The sequence below is a fragment of the Serratia sp. CY37869 genome (assembly GCF_052168895.1).
In the GTDB taxonomy this organism is placed as follows: domain Bacteria; phylum Pseudomonadota; class Gammaproteobacteria; order Enterobacterales; family Enterobacteriaceae; genus Serratia; species Serratia ureilytica.
Map to the genome: position 1 here is coordinate 583,608 of NZ_JBJNLU010000001.1, position 25,018 is coordinate 608,625.

22 protein-coding genes are annotated in these 25,018 nt (G+C 62.3%); 12 read left to right on the forward strand and 10 right to left on the reverse strand.

The window, feature by feature from the left end; genetic code table 11:
• Positions 1 to 288 precede the first annotated feature (288 nt).
• Positions 289 to 597, forward strand: coding sequence for a type 1 fimbrial protein (locus ACJ8J1_RS02915; protein WP_004935734.1), 309 nt, complete (start codon positions 289 to 291; stop codon positions 595 to 597).
• Positions 598 to 658: 61 nt separating this feature from the next.
• On the opposite strand, the gene ACJ8J1_RS02920 is transcribed toward ACJ8J1_RS02915, so the two are convergent.
• A complete protein-coding gene (locus tag ACJ8J1_RS02920) occupies positions 659 to 2,131 on the reverse strand; it encodes a mannitol dehydrogenase family protein (protein ID WP_033652533.1) in 1,473 nt (490 codons plus the stop codon).
• Positions 2,132 to 2,423: 292 nt separating this feature from the next.
• Here ACJ8J1_RS02920 and uxuA point away from each other — a divergent pair, with 292 nt between their 5' ends.
• A complete protein-coding gene (gene uxuA / locus ACJ8J1_RS02925; protein ID WP_033643811.1) occupies positions 2,424 to 3,614 on the forward strand; it encodes a mannonate dehydratase in 1,191 nt (396 codons plus the stop codon).
• A 42-nt stretch (positions 3,615 to 3,656) separates the two neighbouring features.
• On the opposite strand, the gene yeiP is transcribed toward uxuA, so the two are convergent.
• Both yeiP and mtr read right to left on the reverse strand, forming a co-directional pair.
• Complete coding sequence (gene yeiP / locus ACJ8J1_RS02930) at positions 3,657 to 4,229, reverse strand: elongation factor P-like protein YeiP (RefSeq protein WP_004935725.1); 573 nt, start codon at positions 4,227 to 4,229, stop codon at positions 3,657 to 3,659.
• Positions 4,230 to 4,355: 126 nt separating this feature from the next.
• Positions 4,356 to 5,600 carry a tryptophan permease gene (gene mtr, locus ACJ8J1_RS02935; RefSeq protein ID WP_033643810.1) on the reverse strand — a complete coding sequence of 415 codons (1,245 nt, stop codon included), beginning with the start codon at positions 5,598 to 5,600 and terminating at the stop codon, positions 4,356 to 4,358.
• Between the two features lie 271 nt (positions 5,601 to 5,871).
• Here mtr and ACJ8J1_RS02940 point away from each other — a divergent pair, with 271 nt between their 5' ends.
• A complete protein-coding gene (locus ACJ8J1_RS02940; RefSeq protein ID WP_019453627.1) occupies positions 5,872 to 6,126 on the forward strand; it encodes a YkgJ family cysteine cluster protein in 255 nt (84 codons plus the stop codon).
• Here ACJ8J1_RS02940 and ACJ8J1_RS02945 read toward each other — a convergent pair.
• The 4 genes from ACJ8J1_RS02945 to ACJ8J1_RS02960 form a co-directional block, all read right to left on the reverse strand.
• The gene (locus tag ACJ8J1_RS02945) at positions 6,123 to 7,298 is read right to left on the reverse strand and encodes a sugar efflux transporter (RefSeq protein WP_033643809.1); all 1,176 of its coding nucleotides are present in this window, start codon (positions 7,296 to 7,298) and stop codon (positions 6,123 to 6,125) included. The two genes, ACJ8J1_RS02940 and ACJ8J1_RS02945, sit on opposite strands and share 4 nt — an antisense overlap.
• A 155-nt stretch (positions 7,299 to 7,453) precedes the next feature.
• Positions 7,454 to 9,928 carry a trimethylamine-N-oxide reductase TorA gene (gene torA, locus ACJ8J1_RS02950; RefSeq protein WP_033643808.1) on the reverse strand — a complete coding sequence of 825 codons (2,475 nt, stop codon included), beginning with the start codon at positions 9,926 to 9,928 and terminating at the stop codon, positions 7,454 to 7,456.
• 12 nt (positions 9,929 to 9,940) lie between these two features.
• Positions 9,941 to 11,101, reverse strand: coding sequence for a NapC/NirT family cytochrome c (locus ACJ8J1_RS02955; RefSeq protein WP_033643807.1), 1,161 nt, complete (start codon positions 11,099 to 11,101; stop codon positions 9,941 to 9,943).
• A gap of 233 nt (positions 11,102 to 11,334) precedes the next feature.
• Positions 11,335 to 11,757, reverse strand: coding sequence for a nucleotide triphosphate diphosphatase NUDT15 (locus ACJ8J1_RS02960; RefSeq protein ID WP_033643806.1), 423 nt, complete (start codon positions 11,755 to 11,757; stop codon positions 11,335 to 11,337).
• Between the two features lie 247 nt (positions 11,758 to 12,004).
• Between ACJ8J1_RS02960 and fruB the strand changes: the two genes are divergently transcribed.
• The 4 genes from fruB to ACJ8J1_RS02980 all read left to right on the forward strand — a co-directional run bounded on the left by fruB (position 12,005) and on the right by ACJ8J1_RS02980 (position 16,528).
• A complete protein-coding gene (gene fruB / locus ACJ8J1_RS02965) occupies positions 12,005 to 13,138 on the forward strand; it encodes a fused PTS fructose transporter subunit IIA/HPr protein (protein ID WP_033643805.1) in 1,134 nt (377 codons plus the stop codon).
• Positions 13,135 to 14,076 carry a 1-phosphofructokinase gene (fruK, locus tag ACJ8J1_RS02970; protein ID WP_015378523.1) on the forward strand — a complete coding sequence of 314 codons (942 nt, stop codon included), beginning with the start codon at positions 13,135 to 13,137 and terminating at the stop codon, positions 14,074 to 14,076. The genes fruB and fruK overlap by 4 nt, the downstream gene beginning before the upstream one ends.
• 11 nt (positions 14,077 to 14,087) lie before the next feature.
• A complete protein-coding gene (gene fruA, locus ACJ8J1_RS02975) occupies positions 14,088 to 15,773 on the forward strand; it encodes a PTS fructose transporter subunit IIBC (protein ID WP_033643804.1) in 1,686 nt (561 codons plus the stop codon).
• 161 nt (positions 15,774 to 15,934) lie between these two features.
• Positions 15,935 to 16,528 (forward strand): DJ-1/PfpI family protein, encoded by a 594-nt coding sequence (locus tag ACJ8J1_RS02980; RefSeq protein WP_080273400.1) that lies wholly within the window; start codon positions 15,935 to 15,937, stop codon positions 16,526 to 16,528.
• Between the two features lie 19 nt (positions 16,529 to 16,547).
• Here the strand turns inward: ACJ8J1_RS02980 and nfo are convergent, their stop codons facing one another.
• The gene (nfo, locus tag ACJ8J1_RS02985) at positions 16,548 to 17,387 is read right to left on the reverse strand and encodes a deoxyribonuclease IV (protein WP_033643802.1); all 840 of its coding nucleotides are present in this window, start codon (positions 17,385 to 17,387) and stop codon (positions 16,548 to 16,550) included.
• A gap of 98 nt (positions 17,388 to 17,485) precedes the next feature.
• Positions 17,486 to 18,559, reverse strand: a complete 1,074-nt coding sequence (locus ACJ8J1_RS02990) for a YeiH family putative sulfate export transporter (RefSeq protein WP_033643801.1) — start codon at positions 18,557 to 18,559, stop codon at positions 17,486 to 17,488.
• A gap of 193 nt (positions 18,560 to 18,752) precedes the next feature.
• On the opposite strand from ACJ8J1_RS02990, the gene ACJ8J1_RS02995 reads away from it, so the two are divergent.
• The 3 genes from ACJ8J1_RS02995 to ACJ8J1_RS03005 all read left to right on the forward strand — a co-directional run bounded on the left by ACJ8J1_RS02995 (position 18,753) and on the right by ACJ8J1_RS03005 (position 21,615).
• Positions 18,753 to 18,950 (forward strand): hypothetical protein, encoded by a 198-nt coding sequence (locus ACJ8J1_RS02995; protein ID WP_033643799.1) that lies wholly within the window; start codon positions 18,753 to 18,755, stop codon positions 18,948 to 18,950.
• 98 nt (positions 18,951 to 19,048) lie between these two features.
• Positions 19,049 to 19,915 (forward strand): DNA-binding transcriptional regulator YeiE, encoded by an 867-nt coding sequence (gene yieE, locus ACJ8J1_RS03000; RefSeq protein ID WP_021505917.1) that lies wholly within the window; start codon positions 19,049 to 19,051, stop codon positions 19,913 to 19,915.
• Between the two features lie 221 nt (positions 19,916 to 20,136).
• Positions 20,137 to 21,615, forward strand: coding sequence for an amino acid permease (locus ACJ8J1_RS03005; RefSeq protein WP_033643798.1), 1,479 nt, complete (start codon positions 20,137 to 20,139; stop codon positions 21,613 to 21,615).
• 45 nt (positions 21,616 to 21,660) lie between these two features.
• Here ACJ8J1_RS03005 and ACJ8J1_RS03010 read toward each other — a convergent pair whose 3' ends face one another.
• Entirely contained in the window at positions 21,661 to 22,761 is a 1,101-nt protein-coding gene (locus tag ACJ8J1_RS03010) for a GGDEF domain-containing protein (RefSeq protein WP_033643797.1), read from the reverse strand.
• 369 nt (positions 22,762 to 23,130) lie between these two features.
• On the opposite strand from ACJ8J1_RS03010, the gene ACJ8J1_RS03015 reads away from it, so the two are divergent.
• A complete protein-coding gene (locus ACJ8J1_RS03015; protein WP_033643796.1) occupies positions 23,131 to 24,213 on the forward strand; it encodes a FecCD family ABC transporter permease in 1,083 nt (360 codons plus the stop codon).
• A complete protein-coding gene (locus ACJ8J1_RS03020; protein WP_033643795.1) occupies positions 24,210 to 24,998 on the forward strand; it encodes an ABC transporter ATP-binding protein in 789 nt (262 codons plus the stop codon). The genes ACJ8J1_RS03015 and ACJ8J1_RS03020 overlap by 4 nt, the downstream gene beginning before the upstream one ends.
• Positions 24,999 to 25,018 lie beyond the last annotated feature (20 nt).

Here is a 25,018-nt window from a genome sequence, read left to right on the forward strand (position 1 = left end):
CTAATAAATGAGCGATTCTGCGCGGTCGCGGCGGCGAGCGCGATTTAATTTGTGCTCTACCTCGCAAATTTTGCACGCCACCCTGCGCTTTTCAACCGGCAAAATCCACTTTTCTTTGCAAGAAAATTCTTAGATAAAACCCTGTATTAGATACGGTTAACTTTTGTTAGTAGCTTGTTTTTACATTGTTAATGACGCGATTAACGATCAAATCTCGTCCCTTTCCTTGCGATTATTCCGAACAAGATCCTCTATGGTTAAATTGGCTTAACTAAAAATGAGGTTGCCATGAATACCTTTCGGTTATTTTTGATCGTAGGAATGTTGTTTTCATGGACGGCAGTGAGTCAGGCAGGAGTGGCCGGCGGGGTAATTCGCTTCGTCGGCTCTATCGTTGAAAGTCCTTGCACGGTCAAGATTGCAGATTCTAAGGCGAATACGCAATGTTACCGCAACGGCCAGCATTATCAGGCCCAGCAAGCGTTGTCAGGTTTTGATACTACACGCAAAGAACTTCCGCTGAATCTTGGCACAACCGAAATGAAGTGGGTAGACCAACAGAAGAAACTTGCTGTTATGACGGTCGTTTATCGTTAAGTCGTTCCGCCATGCCGGCGTAACGTTACGTCGGCATGGTTATTCTCAGCCTGCAGGCACTTCACCGCTTCACCCACTCCTTCACCGTTTCACGCGCACCGCGATCGCGCAGTGACAAATAGGCTTGCGTCACCGCCTCGGTAAACGCGGCATGCGTCGCCAACTGTTCGCCAAACACCGATTTCAGCGCCAAGAGCGCCGTTACGCGCCGCCGATCGTCCGGAGTGGCGGCGATCGTCTGTTGCAGGACATCTGCCAGCGGATCGCGAATGTCGATGGGCTGGCCGGCGTCATCGACACCGCCGACGTACCGCATCCAGCCCGCCACGCCCAGCGCCAGCCCGCTATAGTCGCCGCCGTGCCGCAGATGCCAGCGCACGGCGTCCAGCAGGCGCTGCGGCAGCTTTTGCGTGCCGTCCATGGCGATCTGCCAGGTGAGGTGTTGCAGCGCCGGATTGCTGAAGCGCGCGATAAGCTGCGCGGCGTAGTCGGGCAGACTGATGCCGGTGACGCTCAGGGTTGGGGCCTGCTCGCACAGCATCAGCCGCTGTGCGGCGCGGCGGTAGTGCTCGTCCGCCATGCACTCGTTGATATAGCGGTAGCCGCCCAGGTAACCGAGATATGCCAGGAACGAGTGGCTGCCGTTCAGCATGCGCAGCTTCATATGCTCAAACGGCAGCACATCGCGGACCAACTGGGCGCCGGCCAGCTCCCATGCCGGGCGTCCGGCGGCGAAATTGTCTTCCACGACCCATTGAATGAAGGGCTCGCAGGCGATGGCGCATTCGTCACGCACGCCGCCCAGCGCGGCGGCGATCTCATCCAGCGTGGCCGGCGTGGCGGCCGGAACGATGCGATCGACCATGGTGCAGGGGAAGGTGGCGGCGGAGGCTATCCAGTCGGCGAGCGACGGATCCCGCGCCTGCGCCAAATCGAGCACCGCCCGGCGCAGGACGTGGCCGTTCTCCGGAATATTGTCGCAGGAGAGCAGGGTGAAGGCGGGCAGCTCGCGTTCACGCCGCAGCCGCAGCGCCTCCACCAAAATACCGGGCGCGGTCTGCGGCTGATGCGGCGCCGCCAGATCGGCGACGATCCCCGGATGCCGCCGATCCAGCCGCCCGCTGCCGGGTTCGATGCAGTAGCCCTTTTCGGTAATGGTCATCGAGACGATCGCCACCTGCGGCTCGGCCAGCTTCTCCAACACCGCGGCGATGCCCTCCAGCTTGCGGTGCACGCTCTCATGCACTGCGCCGATCACCAGGGCCTGATGGCCGTCCGCGCCTTTCTCCAGCACGCTGTATAAATGATCCTGTTGCCGCAGCGCCTGAAACAGCGGCACGCCGCCGGACAGGCTGATCTCGCAAATGCCCCAGTCGCCGCCCTGGGCGTTCAACACCCGATCGGTCAGCAGCGCCTGATGCGCACGGTGGAACGCGCCGAAACCCAGGTGCACGATGCGGCTGCGCAGGGCCCGGCGATCATAATTCGGTTGCCGGACGGCGCCCGGCAGCGGGGTGTTGGCGATCGTATTCATCTCATCTCCAAAGCGAGTAGACAGCTGGCGGGCCACTTGCGTCAAGTTAGCGGACCAGTTTGCCGACGCATGGACAGCGGGGCGCCAGCGATAAAAAACTGCCCCCAGTCTAAAGTTGTCGGCAGGTTAAGGGAATTGGTCAGGCCAAAATAAGCCAGAATCGTGAAGCGGATCAACCAATGAACGGTTCAATTTTGACAGCGCGCGGCGAAAGAGTAAGTTAAAGCTAGCTGACATCTAAGTTAAACTGGTATAACAACATCGCAATGCGAGACAGGCATAAGGACACAACATGGAACAAACATGGCGTTGGTATGGCCCGAACGATCCGGTCTCTTTGGATGACGTGCGTCAGGCTGGGGCGACCGGGGTGGTCACGGCGCTGCACCATATTGCGAACGGCGAGGTCTGGCCGATCGACGAGATCCGCGCGCGGCAGGCGCTGCTGGCGGAAAAAGGGCTGGTGTGGTCGGTGGTGGAGAGCGTGCCGGTACATGAAGAGATCAAAACCCACAGCGGCGATTGGCGGCGGCATATCGCCAACTATCAACAGACGCTACGCAACCTCGCGGCCTGCGGCATCGACACCGTCTGCTACAACTTCATGCCGATCCTCGACTGGACGCGCACCGATCTGGCCTATTCGCTGCCGGACGGCGCCAAAGCGCTGCGTTTCGATCAAATCGCCTTCGCCGCGTTCGAGCTGTATATCCTGCAACGCGCCGGCGCCGAGGCGGACTATACGGCGCAAGAGCGCAGTCAGGCGGCGGCCTATTTCGCCGCCATGGGCGAGGAGGAGAAAGCCACGCTGACGGGCAATATCATCGCCGGGCTGCCGGGGGCGGAAGAAGGCTATACGTTGGAGCAGTTCCGCCGCCGCCTGGCGGAATACGACGGCATCGACAAGGCGCAGCTGCGCGAAAACATGGCGGTCTTTCTGCGCGCCATCGTGCCGGTGGCGGAAGAGGCCGGCATCCGGCTGGCGGTGCATCCCGACGATCCGCCGCGGCCGATCCTCGGCCTGCCGCGCATCGTCTCCACGATCGAAGACATGCAGTGGCTGAAGCAGACCGTCGACAGCATTCATAACGGTTTCACCCTATGCACCGGTTCCTACGGCGTGCGCGCCGACAACGATCTGGTGCGGATGATTGAAACCTTCGGCGATCGCATTCACTTTACCCACTTACGCGCCACCTGCCGCGAGGAAAACCCGAAAAGCTTCCACGAGGGGGCGCATCTGCAGGGCGATGTGGACATGGTGGCGGTGATCGAAGCGATCCTGACCGAAGAACTGCGTCGGCAGCGGGCGGGCGATCGGCGGCCGATCCCGATGCGCCCCGATCATGGGCATCAGATGCTGGACGATTTGAAAAAGAAAACCAATCCGGGCTATTCGGCCATCGGGCGGTTGAAAGGGCTGGCGGAGCTGCGCGGCGTCGAGCTGGCGCTCAAGCGGCGATTTTTCCCGGAATTGCCGTAGCGGAAAATGAAACGGGGCCGAGTATCGGCCCCGCTGGCGCGACTAGTCGGCGCGGCTCATGTAGCGGCGTTCGGCGATATGAATGCGGATCTTGTCGCCGGCGCTGAGGTATTCCGGCACATGGATCACCAGACCGGTGGCCATGGTGGCCGGCTTGTTGCGGGCGCTGGCGGAAGCGCCTTTGATGCCCGGCGCGGTCTCGACGATTTCCATATCCACGGTCTGCGGCAGCTCCAGCGCCAGCACCTGGCCGTCCAACGTCAGCACCTGCATGCCCGGCAGGCCGCCTTCCGGAATGAACAGCAGTTCGTCTTCGATCTGGTCTTTCTTGAAGATGTACGGCGTGTAATCTTCGTCATCCATAAACACGTATTCTTCGCCGTCGATATAGGAGAAGTTCACCTTGCGGCGCGACAGGGAAATGGTGTCCAGGATATCGTCGCCCTTGAAGCGTTCTTCTACTTTCAGGCCGGTGCGCACGTCGGAGAAGCGCATTTTGTACAGGGTGCTGGCGCCGCGGGCGCTCGGGCTCTGCACGTCGATATCTTTTACCAGCAGCAGCTTGCCGTTGTAGCTGATCGCCATGCCGCGTTTAATTTCGTTAGCTCTTGCCATTTCAATTCATCCGCAATGAAGAGTATTAGAGAAGTTGCGACAAGGTACTCGCGCCGCCGATTTCAGGCAATAGCCCGGCGCAAAAACAGTGCGGGAAAGGGAGGGCGGCAGCCCTCCCGTCGGGGATTACCGGAAGACCGGCAGCAGGCCGAACAGCGACAGAATATGCGCGGCGGCGTTGATCAGTCCAAACAGGATGACGAACAGGATCACGCCGTTGCCGCCCGGTGCGCGATAACCGGCCTGCGGATAACGGCGGCGGCTGGCGCGCGCCATCAGCGCCGGCACGATCACCGCCCAGATGGTGGCCGCCAGCCCGGCGAAGCCGATGGCGTACAGGAAACCGTTCGGGAACAGCAGCGCGGCCAGGGTCGGCGGCACAAAGGTCACCAGCGCGGTCTTGCTGCGCCCGACGGCGTCGTCCTTGAACTTGCAGAAGTCCGCCAGGTAGTCGAACAGGCCCAGCGACACGCCGAGGAACGAGCTGGCCAGCGCCATATAGGAGAAGGCGTTCAGCAGTTGGCTGACGGTCTGGCTGCTGGAGACGTTGCCCATTTGCTTGAGCAGGCTGCCGATATTGCCGCCCTCGGCGATCACCTGCTTAAAGGCGTCGCGCGCGATATTACCCTGAATCACATACTGCCACAGGATGTAGATAGCCAATGCCAACAGGGTGCCGTACACCAGGCTGCGCACCACGGAGCCGCTGTCCTTGTGGTAGTACTTCACCAGCCCGGGAATGTTGCCGTGGTAGCCGAACGAGGTCAGCAGGTAAGGCAATGCCGCCAGGGCGTAAGGCAGATAGTTGGCCTGGTCATCGCCGGTATTGAACAGCACCGCAGGCTGCACGTGGGTGAACATGTCGCCCACCGACATCACGAAGGTGATCACCATGCCGCCGATCAGAATGGTGCTCAGGCGGTCGACCGCGCGGGTGGAGAGCCAGACGATAAACGCCACGACCAGCGCGAACACCAGGCCGGCGGTGGTCTGGCCGACGCCGACGATGCCCTCCAGCGTGTGCGCGATGATCGAACCGCCCGCGGAGATATAGGCGTAGGTCAGGATGTACAGCACGAACGCCACCGACAGGCCGTTCACGGCGTTCCAGCCTTTGCCCAGCAGATCCTTGACCATGGTGTTGAAGCTGGCGCCGCTCGGGTAGTGCAGCGTGGCTTCAAGGATCATCAGGCCGGAAAGCAACATGCAGGCCCAGGTATACACCAGCAGCGCGACGGAGCCGCTGAACCAGACACCGGAAGTGACGATCGGAATGGAAAACATGCCGGCGCCTACGGCGGTACCGGCAATGATCATCGCGCCGCCGAGAACGGAAGGGCGGGCCAGCTTCTGGATGGTGTCCGTAGACATGTGTGCTCCTGATGGAAGAGGTTCTTTTGTACTAGCTCAATGGTACATGGGGGCATGGCGCATGTAAAGCGTGGGAATTGCACGCTTCACGCGTTTTTGTCTTTAAATTGCGGCTTTTTGGGCATTTATTCGCCAGGCGGCGAATCCGGCGGGGCAAGACGGTTGCGGGACGAGTGTAAAGATCGCCAAGGCGCAGGGATTCTGCTGGCCGCCGCCGCACGCGGCTGCTATTGTCGCGCTTCTTTTCCCCAGCCCACCAGGAGTAGCGCTGATGGACTGTCGCAGCGACTGCGGCGCCTGCTGTATCGCGCCGTCAATATCCAGCCCGATCCCCGGCATGCCGAACGGCAAGCCCGCCAATACCCGCTGCATTCATTTGGATGAACAGCTGCGATGCGGCCTGTTTCATTCGCCGCTGCGGCCGAAGGTGTGCGGCAGCCTGCAGCCGAGCCGCGACATGTGCCACGATCACCGCGATCAGGCGCTGATTTATCTCGCCAGGCTGGAAGCGGACACCGCGCCTTAAGCGTCTTTCAACCGCCACAGACACAGCGTCGCGCCTGCGGCCATCGCCAGCGCGGCGTAAAACACCGCATGGTAGTTCCAGATTTCCGCCACCGCGCCGGCGATGGCGCCGGCGATAACCCAGCCGACTCGAATGGTGTTGGTGAACAGCGTGGTGGCCGCGCCGGCCTGGCCGGGCATCAAATCCTGGAAGTAGAGCATGCCGATCCCCGCCAGCACGCCGATAAACGCCGCATTCAACAGCTGCAGAGCGATGAGTTGCCCACTGCCGGTGATAAACAGCAGGCCGCAGTAGAACAGTACGCCGGCGACGGCGGCGCCGAGCATCAAACACCGTTTGCCGCAGCGTTTCGCCACCATGCCGGCGATCAGCATGATCGGGATCTCCAGCCCGGCGGCGGTGCCCATCAGCACGCCGACCAGCCGCTCCGGCAGCCGCAGTTCGTGCACCATATACAGCGGCATGTTGATCAGGTACATGCTGTTGGCGGTCCACATCAGGGTGCTGGCGCCAAACAGCAGCAGCGCGTCGCGGCGATGCTGGCGTGGTGCAGCCAGAGGCGCGCTCGCCACGGCGCTTTTCGGCATGGAGGGCAGCCGTTTCCACACCAGCAGGCCGCACAGGACAAAGGCCGCCGCGCCCGCCAGATACAGGGTTTTGAAGCCGAAACCCAGCGCCAGCGCGAAGGCGATCGGCGGGCCTATCACCCAGGCGAGCGAGACCTGCGCGCGCATGATGGAGGTGAACATCACCGCCTCGCGCCCGGTGCGATCGGCGTGTTCGCGCGCCAGGGCGAACATTTGCGGGTTAGCGGTGGAACCGAAGCTGGTGAGCAGCACGCCGACGAGCAGCAACAGGGAGTAATTGCGGCTCCAGGCGAACAGCGTGAACCCCAGCGCACCCAGCATACAGCAGAGGAAGATCAGCGATTTGCGGTCGCCTTTTTTATCCGAGCGGCCGGCGAGAAACTGGCTGACCAGAATGCCGATCACCGCGCTGCCGGTGAAGAACAGGCCAACCAGCGCCGGCCGCACCTTGACTTCGGTTTCCAGAAACAGGCTCAGCGTCGGGGTTTGCAACGCGCCGGCGATGCCGGTCAGGAAGGCCACCGCCAAAAAGGCCAGCGAAGTGAGATCGGGCGTGCGTCGCGTTACTGCGGATGAAGTCGGCATGGCGATGGAGAATTCGTCGAAAAAGTGAGGTCGCGCGCATCATACGCCCGTTGAAAAGAAACGCAAACCGCTATCCCTCGGCGCAGGGTAAGCGGCTATGTCGCGCGGCGACGAGGAAAACAGAGGGCGCGTTGCGCCCTCTGTTTATCGCGGGATCAGGCGCCTTGCGGCACGGCGTGCGCGGTATTTTTCAGCGCCGGCCCCTGATACTTCTCGATCTGCAGCTGCGCCATCTGCCCGCAGTTGCCCTGCGCCAGGCTGGAGGAGCCGATGTCGAAGGTCAGGCAGTTGACGTTGCCGTTCTTGCACAGCGAGCCGGGCTGCGCCGGATCGGCCGGATCGAACCAGGCGCCTTCGCTGATGCGCACCACGCCAGGCCGCACGTCTTCGCTGACCACCGCCCCCACCAGGATCTGGCCGCGATCGTTAAACGCCCGCACCAGATCGCCGCCGGTAATGCCGCGCGGCTGCGCGTCCTGCGGGTGGATCAGGATCGCTTCACGATCCGCTACCGCATATTTCTTGCGCAGCGGCGTATTGTCGAGCTGGGAGTGCAGCCGGTTGGTCGGGTGCGCGGTATTGAGCGACAGCGGATACTTGGCCGCTTCCGGCCCGCGATACCACTCGTGCGGCGGCATCCAGGTCGGGATGCCGGGGCAATCCGCATAATGCATTTTGGCGATGGCGTCGGAGTAGATTTCGATCTTGCCCGACGGCGTGCCCAGCGGGTTCAGCAGCGGGTTGTCGCGGTAATCGGCGAAGCGCACCCACTGCTTATTGGCCTCCGGCACCGGGAAACGCACGTAGTTATTGGATTGCCAGAACATGTCGAACGGCGGCAGCGCCACCCGCGCGGCGCGCGCCTGGTTTTTCATGTCGTCGTACATGCCTTTCAGCCACTGGGTTTCATCCTTGCCCTCGGTAAAGGCCTCCTGCACGCCCAGCTTGGCCGCCATCGCCGAGAAGATGTCGAAGTCGCTGCGCGACTCGTGCTGCGGCGGCACGCATTGATGCATCGGGAACACGTAGAGCTGCGAATAGTCGCCGCCCATTTCCAGATCGTTGCGCTCGTAGCTGGTGGTGGCCGGCAGGACGATATCGGCATGCTTGGCGGTGGCGGTCCAGTAAGGCTCGTTGACCACGATGGTGTCCGGCCGCTGCCAGGCTTTGACCAGGTTATTGGTGTCCTGATGCTGGTGGAAGGTGTTGCCGCCCGCCACATACACCATTTTCACCTCGGGGTAGGTGACCTTGGCGCCGTTGAAGTCGATGGTTTTGCCCGGATTGCTCAGGCATTCGGCGATGCGCGCTACCGGGATCGGCGCCGGCGAGTTCTTCGGCGCGTTGCCGGCGGAGATGCCGGCGATGATGCCGCCCTTGGCGGTCGGGCTGCCGCCGGACGAATAGTGGTAGCTGAAGCCGAAGCCGCCGCCCGGCAGGCCGATCTGGCCGAGCATCGCCGCCACCGTCACCAGCAGCCAGTGCTGCTGTTCGCCGTGGTGCTGGCGCTGAATGCCCCAGCCGCCCATGATCATGGTGCGATGCTTCGCCATCTCGCGCGCCAGACCGCGCAGCGTGTCGGCATCGACGCCGCTGATGTCGGCCGCCCATTCGGCGGTTTTCGCCACGCCGTCGCTCTCGCCCAGCAGGTAGGCCTGGAACTTGTCGAAGCCGACGGTGTAGGTTTTCAGGAAGTCCGGGTTATGCAGCTTCTCGGTCAGCAGCGTGTGGGCGATGCCGATCAGCATGGCGCCGTCGGTGTATGGGCGCGGGGCGATCCACTGCGCATTGACGAACTTGGCGCTGTCGCTGTGCACCGGATCGATGCTGATCACCCGGGTGCCTTTCTTCTTCAGCGCCTCGAAGCCGGTCTGGCCGACGTGATCCGGCACGTTCCAGCTGTTTTTCAGCGTGACCATCGGGTTGCAGCCCCACAGGAGCACCAGTTCGCTGTTCTCGATCACGTTCGGCCAGGCGGTCTGCTGTTCGTAGACCTCCATCGAGCCGACCACGTGCGACATGATCACCTGCGCCGCGCCGGTGGAGTAGTCGCCGGCGTAGCCGAGGAAACCGCCGGTCAGGTTCATCAGGCGTTGTAGCAGCGTGCGGCTGTTGTGCAGCATGCCGACGCTTTTCCAGCCGTAGGAACCGGCGTAGATCGACTGCGGCCCGTGATCTTTTTGCAGGCGAGTGATCTCATTGCACACCAGCTCGGTCGCTTTGTCCCAGCTGACGCGCACCCACTCGTCACGGCCGCGCAGCTCGGTGCGGCTGCCGGGGCCGCCTTCCAGCCAGCTTTTACGCACCATCGGGTATTTGATGCGGTTCTCGGCGTGCACCTGATAAGGCGCCATGGTGATCAGCTCATTGGGATACGGATCGTCCTGCACCGGCTGCACGCCGACCATCTTGCCGTCCTGCACGATGGCCTCAAACGCGCCCCAGTGGGCGCCGGTCAGGATGCCTTTTTGCGCCTGACGCAAGACGATGAACTGCGGCAGCGCTTCGCTGATGGCCTGCGCCAGCGCCGCTTTGGGCCATAAGCCTGCCAGCAGCGGGGCGGTGGCCAGCGCGGCGGCGCCGGTCAGGAAGCGGCGGCGGCTCATTGTTAACGGTTGTTGGTTGCTCATTGCGCTTCTCCCTTAAAGCTTGGCCGGTGCGGCAGGTGGCATGTCGCTGGCGTGTTTTTGTACGTATTGTGTCAGCACGCGCAGCTGTTCCTGCGTCAGCGAGGTGCGCGGCGCCATGCCTTTGATGACGCCGATCCATTGGTTGGCGTTGAAGCGATCGAGCGCGGTCAGCCCGTGGCAGCCGGTACAGTTGGCCGACATCATGTCCGCGGCGTAACGCCAGATTTTTTGCTGGTCGTCGATCAACTGTTTACGCGGCAGCCACACTTGCAAAGAGACCTGATGCCAGACCAGACCGGTTTCCGCATCGGTCTGGGTGGATGCGGTCTTCAGCTGTTTGCGCGCGTCTTCACCCAGCAGCACGCTGAGGATGCGTTTACCCTGCGCGGCGTAGAACACTTCGCTGACCCCGTCCTGCTGCCAGCCGCTCACGGTGGCCAGCACCTTGTCGCCCTCCTGCTTCACCACCTGCACTTCGGTGGATGGCATCAGGTTGCCGGCGTTATGGCTGTCGTCCGCGCTGAGGAAGAACGGCTCGGTGGCGATGGTGTAGAGGGTGGTGGCGTCCGGGGCGGTCAACGCCGCGGCCTTCGCCAGCTCGGCGGCGCCGGCCTGGGTTTCGCCGCTCATGTCCGGCAGGATGTGGGCCACGCCCTTATGGCAGTCGATGCAGGTCTCGCCCTGTTTGATCGCTACCGGGTGCTGCAGGCGCGCCTCAGGGCGCTGGGCGGTGATGTCCATGGCGTCGTAGCTGTGGCAGGAGCGGCAGGTGGCCGAGTCGTTCTCTTTCAGCGTCTTCCAGACCGATTGCGCCATCGCCAGCTTGTGCGCTTCGTATTTTTCCGGTGTGTCGATGGTACCGACCATTTCGCCGTAAATGTCTTTCACCGCGCGGATTTTGGTCCACAGGTAATCGATCGGCTGATGGGGGACGTGGCAGTCGGCGCACTCGGCGCGGATGCCTTTGGTGTTCTGGAAGTGGACGCTGCCCTGATATTCGGCCAGCGGTTGTTGCATGGTGTGGCAGGAAACGCAGAAGGCGGTATCGCTGGTTTTATGGAATACGGTGGCGGTCCCGGCCAACAGCGCCGCGCCGAGGATAATCCCCAGCAGCAAAAGCCATAGCCATCCCCACCGGCGCTTTTTTTCAAAGCCAGTCAGTTTTTTGCTCATGGTAAACCCGCTTATAATTATGAATTTAAAATAAAATCTTGCCAAAAGGCCACCGACCGAAGGTCAGAATGCCACGTCGATTGCAGGGGTAATAATAGAAGAGGGTTAACCCCATAGGGTTATCCATAGTCAAAAAAATGGCGTATATCGCAAAAAATAGCGTTATATTCTAAATTATATAGCGGTGGGGCGGTGCAGCAGGGAAAGCGAGCGCAGCACGCGCTCGCGATGGGTCAGGCCGTGGGCAGATAGGCCTGGCCGCTCAACCACAGGCGGATGGCGGTGAGGCTGGCTTCGAAATGCGGTTCCGGCAGGGCGTCCGGCGCGCACCAGCGCCACTCGGCGCATTTTTCGGGTTCTTTCAGCTCGGCGTTGCCACCGGGGTGATCCACCTGCAGGCAGATGGACACCGTGTGTTTGCCTTCGGCGCGCCAGGTTTGCAGATTGTTGCTGACGCCAACGAAGCGCGGCGGAGCGATGAGCAACCCGGTTTCTTCGGCGATTTCGCGCTGGGCGCACTGCTCGAAGGTTTCGCCGGCATCCAGATGCCCGCCGGGGATCGACCAAAAGGGCGCGTGGGAGCCGCAGCGTTTGCCCAGCAAAATCTCGCCTTGCGGGTTCACGATGATCACCCCGACGCCCGTCACTACATTCATGCTTTTCTCCGTCAGCAAAGTTTCAGCACAGTATGTCATTTTGCCCCGGCGCTGACCAATGCGCCGATGAAAGTGTGCGTAAGCTCAAAAATCTGCAATGGCGAAAGGGAGAAAACTTGCTTTCATCTTGCGCTGCTTACACACTCCTTGAAACGTTTCAGCGTTATCCGACCGCTTGTGGGCAGCGGGTAACGCTCCTTTTTCTCAATGAAGCTGAAACGATTCAATTCAGCAGGAGAGGAGAATCATGTTCCAGTTGTCACCGCAAGACATTCATCTGGGCGCCGCTGCCGCCGATAAGCAGGAGGCCATCCGTCAGGTGGCCGCCGCGCTGACCGACGCCGGCTGCGTCAGCGCCGGTTACGTGGACGGCATGCTGCAGCGCGAACTGCAGACGTCCACCTACCTGGGCAACGGCATCGCCATTCCGCACGGCACCACCGATACCCGCGATCTGGTGTTGAAAACCGGCGTGCAGGTGTTCCAGTTCCCGCAGGGCATCGCGTGGGGGGAGGGCCAGACCGCCTATGTGGCGATCGGCATCGCCGCCCGTTCCGACGAGCATTTGGCGCTGCTGCGTCAGCTCACCCACGTGCTGAGCGATGACAGCGTGGCGGAGCGGCTGGCGAAAACCACCTCCGCGGAAGAGCTGCGCAGCCTGTTGATGGGCGAACGGCAGAGCGCCGAATTCCAGTTCGACGTTTCGCTGATTGCGCTCGACGTCGCCGCCGACAGCCTGATGACGCTGCAGGCGCTGAACGCCGGCCGTCTGCAAAAAATCGGGGCGGTCAACGCGCAGTTCGTCAGCGATGCCATCACCCGCAAGCCGCTGAATCTGGGGCAGGGCATTTGGCTGAGCGACAGCGTTGAAGGCAACCTGGCCAGCGCGGCCACCGTCAGCCGCCCGGCGCAGGCTTTCGTGGAAGACGGCGAGCCGGTGGCGCTGCTGCTGACGGTGTCGGTCGCCGACGCGCAGCCGCTGGCGGTGCTCAACTACCTCAGCGATCTGCTGCTGGCCAACAAAGCTGAACGCTTGCTGAAGGCGGATGCCGCCGGCGTGCTGGCGCTGCTGACCAGCGACGTGGCGGAAGAGAGCAGCGTGCTGAGCGCCGAGTTCGTGATCCGCAACGAGCACGGTCTGCACGCGCGGCCGGGCACGGCGCTGGTCAACGTGATCAAAAGTTTCAACAGTGACATCACCGTCACCAACCTGGACGGCAGCGGCAAGCCGGCCAACGGGCGCAGCCTGATGAAGGTGGTGGCGTTGGGCGTGAAGAAAGGGCATCACCTGCGCTTTACCGCCAATGGAGAAGATGCTGAAGCCGCGCTGAAGGCGATTGGCGAAGCGATTAATGAAGGACTGGGCGAGGGCGCAGCATGAGCAGAAGAGTAGCAACAATCACCCTGAACCCGGCGTACGATCTGGTGGGTTTCTGCCCGCAGATTGAACGCGGGGAAGTCAACCGGGTAAAAACCGCCGGCCTGCACGCCGCCGGTAAGGGCATCAACGTCGCCAAGGTGTTGAAAGATTTAGGCATCGACGTCACCGTCGGCGGCTTCCTGGGCAAAGATAATCAGGACGGTTTCCAGCTGCTGTTCAGCGATCTGGGGATCGCCAACCGCTTTCAGGTGGTGCCGGGGCGCACCCGCATCAATGTCAAGCTGACGGAAAAAGACGGCGAAGTGACCGATTTCAACTTCTCCGGCTTCGAAGTGACGCCGCAGGACTGGGATCGCTTCGTCAGCGACTCGCTGAGCTGGCTGGGCCAGTTTGACATGGTGGCGGTGAGCGGCAGCCTGCCGGCCGGCGTCGATCCCGACGCGTTTACCGACTGGATGACCCAACTGCGCGCCAAGTGCCCGTGCATCATTTTCGACAGCAGCCGCGAAGCGCTGGTCGCCGGGCTGAAGGCCTCGCCGTGGCTGGTCAAACCGAACCGCCGCGAGCTGGAAATCTGGGCCGGTCGCCCGCTGCCGACGCTGGCGGACGTGGTCGAGGCCGCGCATGCGCTGCGCGAACAGGGCATCGCCCACGTGGTCATCTCCCTCGGCGCGGAAGGCGCGCTGTGGGTTAACGCATCCGGCGCCTGGATCGCCAAACCGCCGTCCTGTGAGGTGGTCAGCACCGTGGGCGCCGGCGATTCGATGGTCGGCGGCCTGATTTATGGCCTGCTGATGCGCGAATCCAGCGAACACACCCTGCGTCTGGCCACGGCGGTAGCGGCGCTGGCGGTCAGCCAGAGCAACGTCGGCGTGACCGATCGTCCCCAGTTGGCCGCGATGATGGCGCGCGTCGATCTGAAACCTTTCAATCAATAGCAGGAGGCAGAATGAAAACGCTGCTGATGGTAGACAGTTCGCAGGGACAGGCCCGTGGCCACCTGGCGAAACGCATGCTGGAGGCCGCCGCGGCCAAAGCCGGCCTGACGCTGGTCGAGTCGCTGCAGGACGCCGAACTGGTGGCGGTGGCGGGGCAGGCTGCTCCTGCTGACGCCGCGCTGAACGGCAAATTGATCTATGTGGGCGAGGTAGAACAGGCGGTGCGTGAACCGGACGCGTTTCTGGCGCGCGCCCAGGCCGAAGCTGAAACCTATCAGGCGCCGCAGGCAGCGGCGGCGGTGAAAGCCGATGGACAAAAACGCATCGTGGCGATCACCGCTTGCCCAACCGGCGTGGCGCACACCTTTATGGCGGCCGAAGCCATTGAAAGTGAAGCCAAGAAACGCGGCTGGTGGGTGAAGGTGGAAACGCGCGGCTCCGTCGGCGCCGGCAACGCCATCACCCCGGAAGAAGTAGCGGCGGCGGATCTGGTGATCGTCGCGGCGGACATCGAAGTGGATCTGGACAAGTTTGCCGGTAAGCCGATGTATCGAACTTCCACCGGTCTGGCGCTGAAGAAAACCGCGCAGGAACTGGACAAGGCGCTGGCCGAAGCCGAAGTGTTCCAGCCGCAGCAGCGCAGCGGCGCGGCGCCGACGGCGAAGAAGAAAGAGGGCAACGGCCCGTATCGTCACCTGCTGACCGGCGTGTCCTACATGCTGCCGATGGTGGTGGCGGGCGGTTTGTGCATCGCGCTGTCGTTCGTGTTCGGCATCAAGGCGTTTGAGGTCAAGGGCACCCTGGCGGCGGCGCTGATGCAGATCGGCGGCGGCTCCGCCTTCGCGCTGATGGTGCCGGTGTTGGCCGGTTTCATCGCTTTCTCCATCGCGGATCGTCCGGGCCTGACGCCGGGCCTGATCGGCGGCATGCTGGCGGTGAGCACCGGCGCCGGGTTCCTTGGCGGCATCATCGCCGGTTTCCTGGCGGGTTATGTCGCCAGGGCGATCAGCAGCAAGCTGCGCCTGCCGCAAAGTATGGAAGCGCTGAAGCCCATCTTGATCATTCCGCTGGTGGCCAGCCTGATCACCGGCCTCATCATGATTTACGTGGTCGGCACGCCGGTGGCGAAAATCATGGAAGGCCTGACCCATTGGCTGCAGTCTCTGGGCACCGCCAACGCCGTGCTGCTGGGGGCGATCCTGGGCGGCATGATGTGCACCGACATGGGGGGCCCGGTGAACAAAGCGGCCTACGCGTTCGGTGTGGCGCTGCTCAGCTCCTCGGTGTATGCGCCGATGGCGGCCATCATGGCGGCGGGCATGGTGCCACCGCTGGCGATGGGCCTGGCGACGCTGCTGGCGCGCCGCAAGTTCCCGAAATCCGAACAGGAAGGCGGCAAGGCGGCGTTGGTGCTGGGGCTGTGCTTCATCACCGAAGGGGCGATTCCGTTCGCCGCCCGCGATCCGATGCGCGTGTTGCCGTGCTGCATCGCCGGCGGGGCGCTGACCGGCGCGCTGTCGATGGCCTTCGGCGCCAAGCTGATGGCGCCGCACGGCGGCTTGTTCGTGCTGCTGATCCCGGGCGCGATTTCGCCGGTGTTGCTGTACCTGGTGGCGATCGCCGCCGGCACGCTGTTGGCCGGGGTGGCTTATGCCCTGCTGAAACGTGCTGAAACGCCGGTCGCCGCCGCGGCGTAAGCCTCGCCGATACCGCAAAACGCGCAGCCCAGAGCTGCGCGTTTTTATTTGTGTCTTAGGCAGTTAGCACGATTTACCCCTGGTCAGAAACCACAAGGCTTTCTAAGCTGATAGCGCGACCTTATTCCTGCGAACAAGGAATGATTCAAGGAGATTCATCAGTGGCTAAAAAAGTGGCGATCGTACTGACATCCGGTTTCGCCGATTGGGAATACGCGCTGATTGCCGGCGTTGGCGGCCCGTTTTATGGGCTGGATGTGGCGTTTTTTGCGCCGCAGGCCGGAACGCTTCGTTCACAGGGCGGGTTGACGGTGGACGTTGCTCACGGCGTGGCCGAATTGGCGGACTGGCGCCCCGAGGTGCTGGTGGTGGTCGGCGGCACCCTGTGGGAAACCGAACGGGCGCCGGATATCCGCGCGTTGCTCAACGAGCAGCATCAACGCGGCGCGACCCTGGCGGGCATTTGCGGCGGGACGTTGGCGTTGGCGCGGGCCGGCCTGTTGAACGGCAGGGCGCATACCTCCAACGATGCCGAGTTCTTGACGCGCAACGTTGCGGGCTACAGCGGGCAGCGCCATTACGTTGCGAGCGCCGTCGCCGTTGTGGATGACCGCGTCATTACGTCACCGGGATCGGCGCCGGTCAGTTTTACCACCGCGGTGTTCAGGGCTGCGGGCCTGGATGAAGAAACGCTGCGTCAGTTCGGCGCCATGCTGGCGGCGGAGCACGCGGTGGGGGAAACCGCTCGCGCTTAAGCGAGCGGCCAGGGGAGGGTTACTGCTGCGCCTTCAGCCAGGCGATCTCTTCGGCCCAGATATCCGGGTTTACCGTTTCCAGAATCAGCGGGATGTTGTCGAAACGCGGATCGCGCATGATGTAGCTGAACACCGTTTTGCCGATGTTGCCTTCCCCCAGGCTGTGATGGCGGTCGACGCGGCTGTTGAACTCGCTCTTGGCGTCGTTCAGGTGCATGCCGCGCAGGTAGTTGAAACCGACGATGTCGCCCAACTGCTTGAAGGTGCGCTCGCACTCTTCTTCGGTGCGCAGATCGTACCCGGCGGCGAAGGCGTGGCAGGTGTCGATGCAAACGCCGACGCGGCTTTTGTCTTCGACGCCGTCGATGATCGCCGCCAGGTGCTCGAATTTGAAGCCCAGGTTGCTGCCCTGGCCGGCGGTGTTCTCGATCACGGCCGTCACGCCGGCGGTTTTATCCAGCGCGATGTTGATCGATTCGGCGATGCGCGCCAGGCATTTATCTTCGTCGATTTGTAGCAGGTGGCTGCCGGGGTGGAAATTCAGCAGCGTCAGCCCCAGCTGTTCGCAGCGCTGCAGCTCGTCGATAAACGCCTCGCGCGATTTTTCCAACGCGTCGGCTACCGGGTGCCCCAGATTGATCAGGTAGCTGTCGTGCGGCAGGATTTGCCCCGGCCCGTAACCGTACTGGGCGCAGGCGCTCTTGAACTTATCGATCACGTCGGCGGCCAGCGGGGCGGCCTTCCATTGACGCTGATTTTTGGTGAACAGGGCGAACGCGGTCGCCTCCAATTCGTGCGCGCGGATAACCGCCTGATCCACGCCGCCTGACGCGCTGACATGTGCACCGACAAACTTCATCTTCATTCTCCTGTGTTATCGGTGACATTATGGCATTGATGGCGGGCGGATTGAATGGCGAAAAGCGGCGGCCCGCCGAAGCGGGCCGCCGAGGGAGATTACAGCAGGTGTTGCACCAGTTGGTTTATCGCGCCGCCGCCGACCAGCAGCCAGACGAACAGCAGCGTTGCCAGCAGAATCGGTTTCATCCCGGCCTGGCGCACGGCGCTGATGTGGGTAGTCAGCCCCAGCGCCGCCATCGCCATCGCCAGCATCCAGGTGTCGGCGGTGATCAGGTGCCGCACCAGCGTGGCCGGCAGCAGGTTGAAGGAGTTCAGCCCGGCGACGGCGATAAACAGCACGGCGAACCACGGAATGGTGATGGCGGATTTTTCCGCCTTGCCTGCGCTGCCTCGGCTGATGTAGCCCGACAGCAGCAGCAGGAACGGCGCCAGCATCATCACGCGGATCATCTTGGCGATCACCGCCGCATTTTCGGCGTCCGGCCCGATGGCGTGCCCGGCGGCGACCACCTGAGCCACTTCGTGGATGGTGGAGCCGGCGTAGATGCCGAAGGTTTCCTGGCTGAACGGCAGCCACTGGAAGTGTTCATTCAACTGATACAGCCACGGATAGGCGAAGATCGCCAGGGTGCCGAACACCACCACGGTCGAAACCGCCACCGCCACTTTGCTGGAGTCGGCCTTCAGCACCGGCTCGGTGGCCATCACCGCCGCCGCGCCGCAAATGCTGCTGCCGGCGCCGATCAGTATCGCGGTTTGGCTGTCGATGCCGAACACTTTCTTGCCGAGCCAGCAGGCCAGCAGGAAAGTGGTGATCAGGGTCAGCGCATCGATGATGATGCCGCTGGCGCCCACGTCGGCGATCTGCTGAAAGGTCAGCCGGAAGCCGTAAAGGATAATGCCCAGACGCAGCAGGCGCTGTTTGGCCAGCTGTACGCCGCTGTGACAAACGGTTTGCCAGCGGGGGTACAGCGTGTTGCCCACCAGAATGCCGAGCAGGATCGCCAGCGTCAGCGCCCCCAGCCCCAGCTCCGCCACCCTGGGAATGTCGCCGGCCCAGACGGCCAGCGCGGTGAGCGCGCCGGTCAGCGCCAGCCCCGGCACCAGCCGCGGCAGGCCGAACAGCGGGAAGCGTCGCTCGGGGTAAGTGTGAGTGGTATCAGTCGCCATATAAAGTCAGTCCTTCAGTCTGTTTCTTGCGGTCAAGAGTACGTTTGGGCTGAATAAAAGAGAAATTGATTATATATTTATAACCTATCTGAATAAGTGGTATGGGGTCAGCCATTGGCATAACGCCGCATTGCGGCTAGGGTGTGGAGGAGCGGCGAGCCGCCGTCAATTTTCCAACTAACAGGAGCAGGCGATGGATACCGACGATCAACGCAGAGAGCAGGTAGATCAGGAAGTGGGCCGCGCGGTGCGGCGGTTGATTGAAGAAAACAAGGCGATCGACCGCGACCATCTCGCGGCGATGCTGCAATTGATACTGCGGGACGAAACCGGCACGCCGCGAGAGCCGGTGCTGGCCGCGGCGGCGCAGCTGGTCGCGTTGGGCAAATAGCGCGCCGATCTGGCCGCAAACAGGGTAGCCTGGCCGGGCTGCCCACCACACCATATTGGGGTTCTCTGGCAGAACCTTCTTTCAATACCGGGACAGCTATGCATATCACGTTGCGTCAACTGGAAGTCTTTACCGAAGTGCTGAAAAGCGGTTCGACCACGCAGGCCTCGGTGGTGCTGGCGCTGTCGCAGTCGGCGGTCAGCGCGGCGCTGGCGGATCTGGAGGGGCAGCTGGGCGTGCAGCTGTTCGATCGCGTCGGCAAACGGCTGGTGATCAACGAGCACGGCCGGTTGCTGTATCCCAAGGCGCTGGCGCTGTTGGAACAGGCGGGGGAGATAGAGCAGCTGTTTCGCCATGACGGCGGGGCGTTGCGCATCGCCGCCAGCAGCACCATCGGCAACTACATGCTGCCGGAGATGATCGCCCGCTACCGCCGGGATTTTCCCGCCACGCCGCTGGAGCTGAACGTCGGCAATAGCCAGGACGTAATCGTGGCGGTGGCGGATTTTCGCGTCGATCTGGGGCTGATCGAAGGGCCTTGCCATATGCCGGAGCTGGTGACGCAGCCGTGGCTGGAGGACGAGCTGGTGGTGTTCGCCGCGCCGGATAACCCGCTGACCCGTCAACCGCCGACGCTGGAGGCGCTGGCCAATGCGCCGTGGATCCTGCGCGAGCGCGGTTCCGGCACCCGTGAAGTGTTGGACCATCTGCTGTTGGCGCATCTGCCGCACTTCCAATTGGTGATGGAGCTGGGCAACTCGGAGGCGATCAAGCATGCGGTGCGGCACGGCATCGGCATCAGCTGCCTGTCGCGGCGGGTGGTGGCGGAACAGCTGGCCAGCGGCGCGCTGGTGGAACTGCCGGTGCCGTTGCCGCCGCTGCGCCGCACCCTGTACCTGATCCGCCATCGGCAAAAGCACGTCTCCAACGCGTTGCAACGTTTTCTCAGCTATTGCGTGCTGTAACCGGCGGCACGTCAAGCCCTCTGCTGCCGCGCAGGCCGGAAAAAGCATAAAAACCTGCGCGCGCTCACATTAATGAGAGTAAGTAAGGCTATAAGGGCCGCAGCTAATAATTGCCTCTGAATTATGAAGCTATCTTATATCGGTGCAATGTTGCTAGTTCACCGGCGGGTATTTGTTACAATCCGCCCTCATTTTTCGAAGAGCAGATAGATAGGGAACGAATGGCTCAGCAGGATATAAAAACATCGGGGCAGCAAGCACCCGGATTGCGCCGTGAATTGAAAGCCCGGCATTTGACCATGATCGCCATCGGCGGCTCCATCGGCACCGGCCTCTTCGTCGCCTCGGGCGCCACGGTTTCTCAGGCAGGCCCCGGCGGGGCGCTGCTGTCTTACGCTCTGATCGGTTTGATGGTGTACTTCCTGATGACCAGCCTGGGCGAACTGGCGGCCTTTATGCCGGTCTCCGGTTCATTCTCCACCTACGGCGCCAAATACGTAGAAGAAGGCTTCGGCTTCGCGCTGGGCTGGAACTACTGGTACAACTGGGCGGTGACCATCGCCGTTGACCTGGTGGCCTCGCAGTTGGTGATGAGCTACTGGTTCCCGGACACCCCGGGTTGGATCTGGAGCGCGCTGTTCCTCGGCCTGATGTTCCTGCTGAACTACATTTCGGTGAAAGGGTTCGGCGAGGCGGAATACTGGTTCGCGCTGATCAAGGTCAGCACCGTGATTATCTTCATCGCCGTCGGCGTGATGATGATCGTCGGCATTCTGAAGGGCGGCGAGCATGCCGGCTGGCAGAACTGGACAATAGGAGACGCGCCGTTTGCCGGTGGCTTCTCGGCGATGATCGGCGTGGCCATGATCGTCGGCTTCTCGTTCCAGGGCACCGAACTTATCGGCATCGCAGCCGGCGAATCGGAAAACCCGGGTAAAAACATCCCGCGCGCGGTGCGTCAGGTGTTTTGGCGTATCCTGTTGTTCTATATCTTCGCCATTCTGATCATCAGCCTGATCATTCCGTACACCGATCCGAGCCTGCTGCGCAACGACGTGAAAGACATCAGCGTCAGCCCGTTCACGCTGGTCTTCCAACATGCCGGCCTGCTGTCGGCGGCGGCGGTGATGAACGCGGTGATCCTGACGGCGGTGCTGTCGGCCGGTAACTCGGGCATGTATGCGTCGACCCGCATGCTGTACACCCTGGCTTCGGAAGGCAAGGCGCCGCGCATCTTCGCCAAGCTGTCGAAAGGCGGCGTGCCGCGCAACGCGCTGTACGCGACCTGCGTGGTGGCCGGCCTGTGCTTCCTGACGTCGATGTTCGGTAACCAGTCGGTTTACCTGTGGCTGCTGAATACCTCGGGCATGACCGGTTTCATCGCCTGGTTGGGCATCGCCATCAGCCACTACCGTTTCCGTCGCGGCTACATGCTGCAGGGGCGCGATCTGAACGATTTGCCGTACCGTTCCGGTTTCTTCCCGCTGGGGCCGATCTTCGCCTTCGTGCTGTGTCTGATTATCACCCTGGGGCAGAACTACCAGGCCTTCCTGCAAGACAAGATCGACTGGTACGGCGTGACCGCGACCTACATCGGTATTCCGCTGTTCCTGCTGATTTGGTTTGGTTACAAGCTGTCGCAAGGCACCCGTGTCGTGAAGTACAGCGAGATGGAATTCCCGAAGATGGACGTGAAGTAATTTTCGGTGAGTGACACGCGGCGGGGGCTCCCGCCGCGTTTTGTTTTACTTTTTCCCGCCTTTGGCTTCCGCCAGCGCCTGCTGCGCCGAGCTCATCAAACTCTCTACCGTCGCGTAATCCTGCGTCAGCGCCACAATGCCGGCGTTAAGCTGCATGTTCACCTCGCCGAACGCGCCAAAATCGTAGGGCGCCTCCAGCGGCGGCACAATGCGCGCCAGAAACTCGCTTTCCGCGCCGTAGGGCAGATCGTGCACCAGAATTAGAAACTGGCCGCCGGTATAGCGGCAGATATAGTCGCTGGGGCGGATCAGCGTCTTGAGACGCTCGCCGACGGTGCGCAGCACGTCGTCGCCGATCTGGACGCCGTGGCTTTGGTAGAGCGCCGCCAGCGGGCCGAATTCAAGAATGAACAGATGGGAGATCGGCTGCGCCGTTTCGGGACGGCAGATGCTGCGCATCACCGCCTCGCCGCCTGCGCGGTTGAGAAAGCCGGTCAGGCGATCGCGGTGCGACGCCTGCTGCTTCTCCCACGCCAGCGTGACGTGCTGCACCAGCTGGCGGTGGTAGCGCGCGATCATGCCGTGGGCCAGCACCAGCCACAGCGGCGCGAGGTCCGCCAGGACAAACAGGTTTTGCACGCGCGACAGCGGCGCCGCCAGCAGGTAAGGCAGCGTCAGCGCGATCACCTCAAGCAGCGCGAAGCGCGGGACGGCGGCGTGGCGTTGCATCAGCCAGCAGGCCAGGGCGGTGATCGTCAGGCCGGCGAACAGCATTAAGACGAAGCGGCCCGAGAGCATCGCCAGAGCGGCGCTGGCGCCGACCAGCAGCGCCCACAGCAGCACCGTCACCAGCATGGCGTTCGGCCAGGCCGGTTGACGCCGGCGCGCCAGCCAGGCTCGCCCGGCGGTCAACAACAGCAGCAGCAGCAACAAACCGATGCCGAGCGGCCGCTGGACCAGCCAGGCGTACCCCGCCAGCAGCGCGGCCGGCCCCGCGGCATTCAGCCAGGGCGTGAGAGGAGAGGGCGTCAGCGTGAGACGCAGCTGGCGTTGAAACGGCTCGTCATCGGCGTGCAGCGGGCTGTATAACAGCCAGTTCAGCAGCGCCGGGCGTTTGGGCGTTACCGCCGGAGATGGACTTCTCATTACAGCCTCGTCAATCAATAAGGCCGCTCTTGCGGCGGCCTGAAGTTTTTTTGCACGCGCGGTGCTGTGATTTTGGATTCTATGTGGTTTTGCCGTTATTTGTCAGAGTCTGGTCGGATCAGGAAGAATTTTCAGAATAATTAACCTACTGGCCGTTGGCGGGGGAAAGCGTGGCGGTTTGAAAAATGGCGATAAAAAACAAATTATTACATTTCGACAACGCCGTTTTCACCTATTGATATGATTGATAAGTATTATCGTTTGTTTTATTGTTAACGGCTGTGCAGCAGGCTGCTGCCGCACACTTTTCGGTTCACGGCGGCCGCTTTCGCGCCGCTGTCATGATGGTTGCAACAGGTATCTTAACTAATGAGCGTATCCACCGATCCCATGACTGAAGCCAAGGGGCAACCCGACGCCGGCGTGATGGGGCGTTATCAGCATATTCTTCGCCATCGCCTGTTGATGATGGGCGTATTGGCACTGGCGATCCTGGGCTCGCTGCTGCTGGATTTCACCATGGGGCCGTCCGGCCTGTCGTTGTCGTCTTTATGGCAAACGCTGCTTGATCCCGCCGCGGCCGATGCCGGCACGCGGGTGATCGTCTGGGACATCCGCTTGCCCTATGCGTTGATGGCGGTGGTGGTGGGCTTTGCGCTCGGCCTGGCCGGGGCGGAAATGCAGACCATCCTGAATAACCCGCTGGCCAGCCCCTTCACCCTCGGGGTGTCTTCCGCCGCGGCCTTTGGCGCCGCGCTGGCGATCGTGCTCGGCATCGGCATTCCGGGGATCCCCGATCAGTGGTTCATCTCCGCCAACGCTTTTATCTTCGCGCTGTTCGCCGCGCTGATGCTTGACGGCATCACGCGCTGGACGCGGGTCGCCACCTCCGGCGTAGTGCTGTTCGGTATCGCGCTGGTGTTTACCTTCAACGCGCTGGTCTCGATGATGCAGTTCATCGCCAGCGAGGATACGCTGCAGGGGCTGGTGTTCTGGACCATGGGCAGCCTGGCGCGCGCCTCGTGGGACAAACTGGGCATTCTGTTCGGGGTGTTCGCCGTGCTGCTGCCGCTGTCGATGATGAGCTCGTGGAAACTGACCGCGCTGCGTCTGGGTGAAGACCGGGCGGTGAGCTTCGGCATCGACGTGCGTCGGCTGCGTTTGACCACGCTGCTGCGCATCAGCATGCTCTCGGCGCTGGCGGTGGCTTTCGTCGGGCCGATCGGCTTTATCGGTCTGGTGGCGCCGCACATCGCCCGCATGATCTTCGGCGAAGATCACCGTTTCTACCTGCCGGCCAGTGCGCTGATTGGCGCGCTGGTGCTGTCGATGGCCTCGGTGGCGTCGAAAAACCTGGTGCCTGGGGTAATCATCCCGGTGGGGATCGTGACGTCGTTGGTCGGGGTGCCGTTCTTCCTGAGCATTATTCTGCGCCACCGGGGGAACGTATGAGCCAGGGTTTACGGATAGAAAACTTCTCGGCGGGTTACCCGAAACGCCAGGTGATCGACAATCTCTCGGTGCCGATGCTGCCGCGCGGGCAAATCACCGTGTTGCTGGGGCCGAACGGCAGCGGCAAATCGACATTGCTGCGCTCGCTGGCCGGGCTGAACCCGGCGCAGGGCAAGCTGTGGCTGGACGACGGCGATTTGATGCAGATGCCGTTCGCCCGTCGGGCGGAGAAAGTGGTGTACCTGCCGCAGTCGCTGCCCGCCGGGGTGCATCTGCACGTGCTGGAGTCGATCATCGTGGCGCAGCGCGCCTCGGGCGGCCGCAGCAACGCCGGCAGCGAAGCGGAAGTGATGGCTTTGCTGGAACAGCTGGGCATCGCCCACCTGGCGCTGAGTTATCTCGATCAGCTGTCCGGCGGCCAGAAACAGTTGGTGGGGTTGGCGCAGTCGCTGATCCGTCAGCCGTCGCTGCTGCTGCTGGATGAGCCGCTGAGCGCGCTCGATCTCAACTACCAGTTCCACGTGATGGATTTGGTGCGCCGCGAAACCCGCAAGCGCGATATCGTGACGGTGGTGGTAGTGCATGACATCAACATTGCGCTGCGTCACGGCGACCACGTGCTGATGCTGCAGGATGGCGATCTGATCGCCGACGGCGCGCCGGATCAGGTGATTACGCCGCAGAGCCTGGCGCGGGTCTATGGCGTGCGCGGGCGCATCGAGCGTTGCTCGCAGGGCACGCCGCAGGTGCTGATAGACGGTCTGGTGAACCAGCCGACGATATAATCCAGGAAAAAGCCCGGCAT

Excerpts from the sequence above, each read along its gene's own strand:
- nfo (WP_033643802.1), bottom strand. The coding sequence starts at position 17,387 with ATGAAGTTTGTCGGTGCACATGTCAGCGCGTCAGGCGGCGTGGATCAG.
- fruB (WP_033643805.1), top strand. The coding sequence starts at position 12,005 with ATGTTCCAGTTGTCACCGCAAGACATTCATCTGGGCGCCGCTGCCGCC.
- ACJ8J1_RS02915 (WP_004935734.1), top strand. The coding sequence starts at position 289 with ATGAATACCTTTCGGTTATTTTTGATCGTAGGAATGTTGTTTTCATGG.
- ACJ8J1_RS02995 (WP_033643799.1), top strand. The coding sequence starts at position 18,753 with ATGGATACCGACGATCAACGCAGAGAGCAGGTAGATCAGGAAGTGGGC.
- yeiP (WP_004935725.1), bottom strand. The coding sequence starts at position 4,229 with ATGGCAAGAGCTAACGAAATTAAACGCGGCATGGCGATCAGCTACAAC.
- torA (WP_033643808.1), bottom strand. The coding sequence starts at position 9,928 with ATGAGCAACCAACAACCGTTAACAATGAGCCGCCGCCGCTTCCTGACC.
- ACJ8J1_RS02960 (WP_033643806.1), bottom strand. The coding sequence starts at position 11,757 with ATGAATGTAGTGACGGGCGTCGGGGTGATCATCGTGAACCCGCAAGGC.
- fruA (WP_033643804.1), top strand. The coding sequence starts at position 14,088 with ATGAAAACGCTGCTGATGGTAGACAGTTCGCAGGGACAGGCCCGTGGC.
- ACJ8J1_RS02955 (WP_033643807.1), bottom strand. The coding sequence starts at position 11,101 with ATGAGCAAAAAACTGACTGGCTTTGAAAAAAAGCGCCGGTGGGGATGG.
- fruK (WP_015378523.1), top strand. The coding sequence starts at position 13,135 with ATGAGCAGAAGAGTAGCAACAATCACCCTGAACCCGGCGTACGATCTG.
- ACJ8J1_RS03015 (WP_033643796.1), top strand. The coding sequence starts at position 23,131 with ATGAGCGTATCCACCGATCCCATGACTGAAGCCAAGGGGCAACCCGAC.
- ACJ8J1_RS02945 (WP_033643809.1), bottom strand. The coding sequence starts at position 7,298 with ATGCCGACTTCATCCGCAGTAACGCGACGCACGCCCGATCTCACTTCG.
- yieE (WP_021505917.1), top strand. The coding sequence starts at position 19,049 with ATGCATATCACGTTGCGTCAACTGGAAGTCTTTACCGAAGTGCTGAAA.
- uxuA (WP_033643811.1), top strand. The coding sequence starts at position 2,424 with ATGGAACAAACATGGCGTTGGTATGGCCCGAACGATCCGGTCTCTTTG.
- ACJ8J1_RS03010 (WP_033643797.1), bottom strand. The coding sequence starts at position 22,761 with ATGAGAAGTCCATCTCCGGCGGTAACGCCCAAACGCCCGGCGCTGCTG.
- ACJ8J1_RS02920 (WP_033652533.1), bottom strand. The coding sequence starts at position 2,131 with ATGAATACGATCGCCAACACCCCGCTGCCGGGCGCCGTCCGGCAACCG.
- ACJ8J1_RS03005 (WP_033643798.1), top strand. The coding sequence starts at position 20,137 with ATGGCTCAGCAGGATATAAAAACATCGGGGCAGCAAGCACCCGGATTG.
- mtr (WP_033643810.1), bottom strand. The coding sequence starts at position 5,600 with ATGTCTACGGACACCATCCAGAAGCTGGCCCGCCCTTCCGTTCTCGGC.
- ACJ8J1_RS02940 (WP_019453627.1), top strand. The coding sequence starts at position 5,872 with ATGGACTGTCGCAGCGACTGCGGCGCCTGCTGTATCGCGCCGTCAATA.
- ACJ8J1_RS02990 (WP_033643801.1), bottom strand. The coding sequence starts at position 18,559 with ATGGCGACTGATACCACTCACACTTACCCCGAGCGACGCTTCCCGCTG.
- ACJ8J1_RS03020 (WP_033643795.1), top strand. The coding sequence starts at position 24,210 with ATGAGCCAGGGTTTACGGATAGAAAACTTCTCGGCGGGTTACCCGAAA.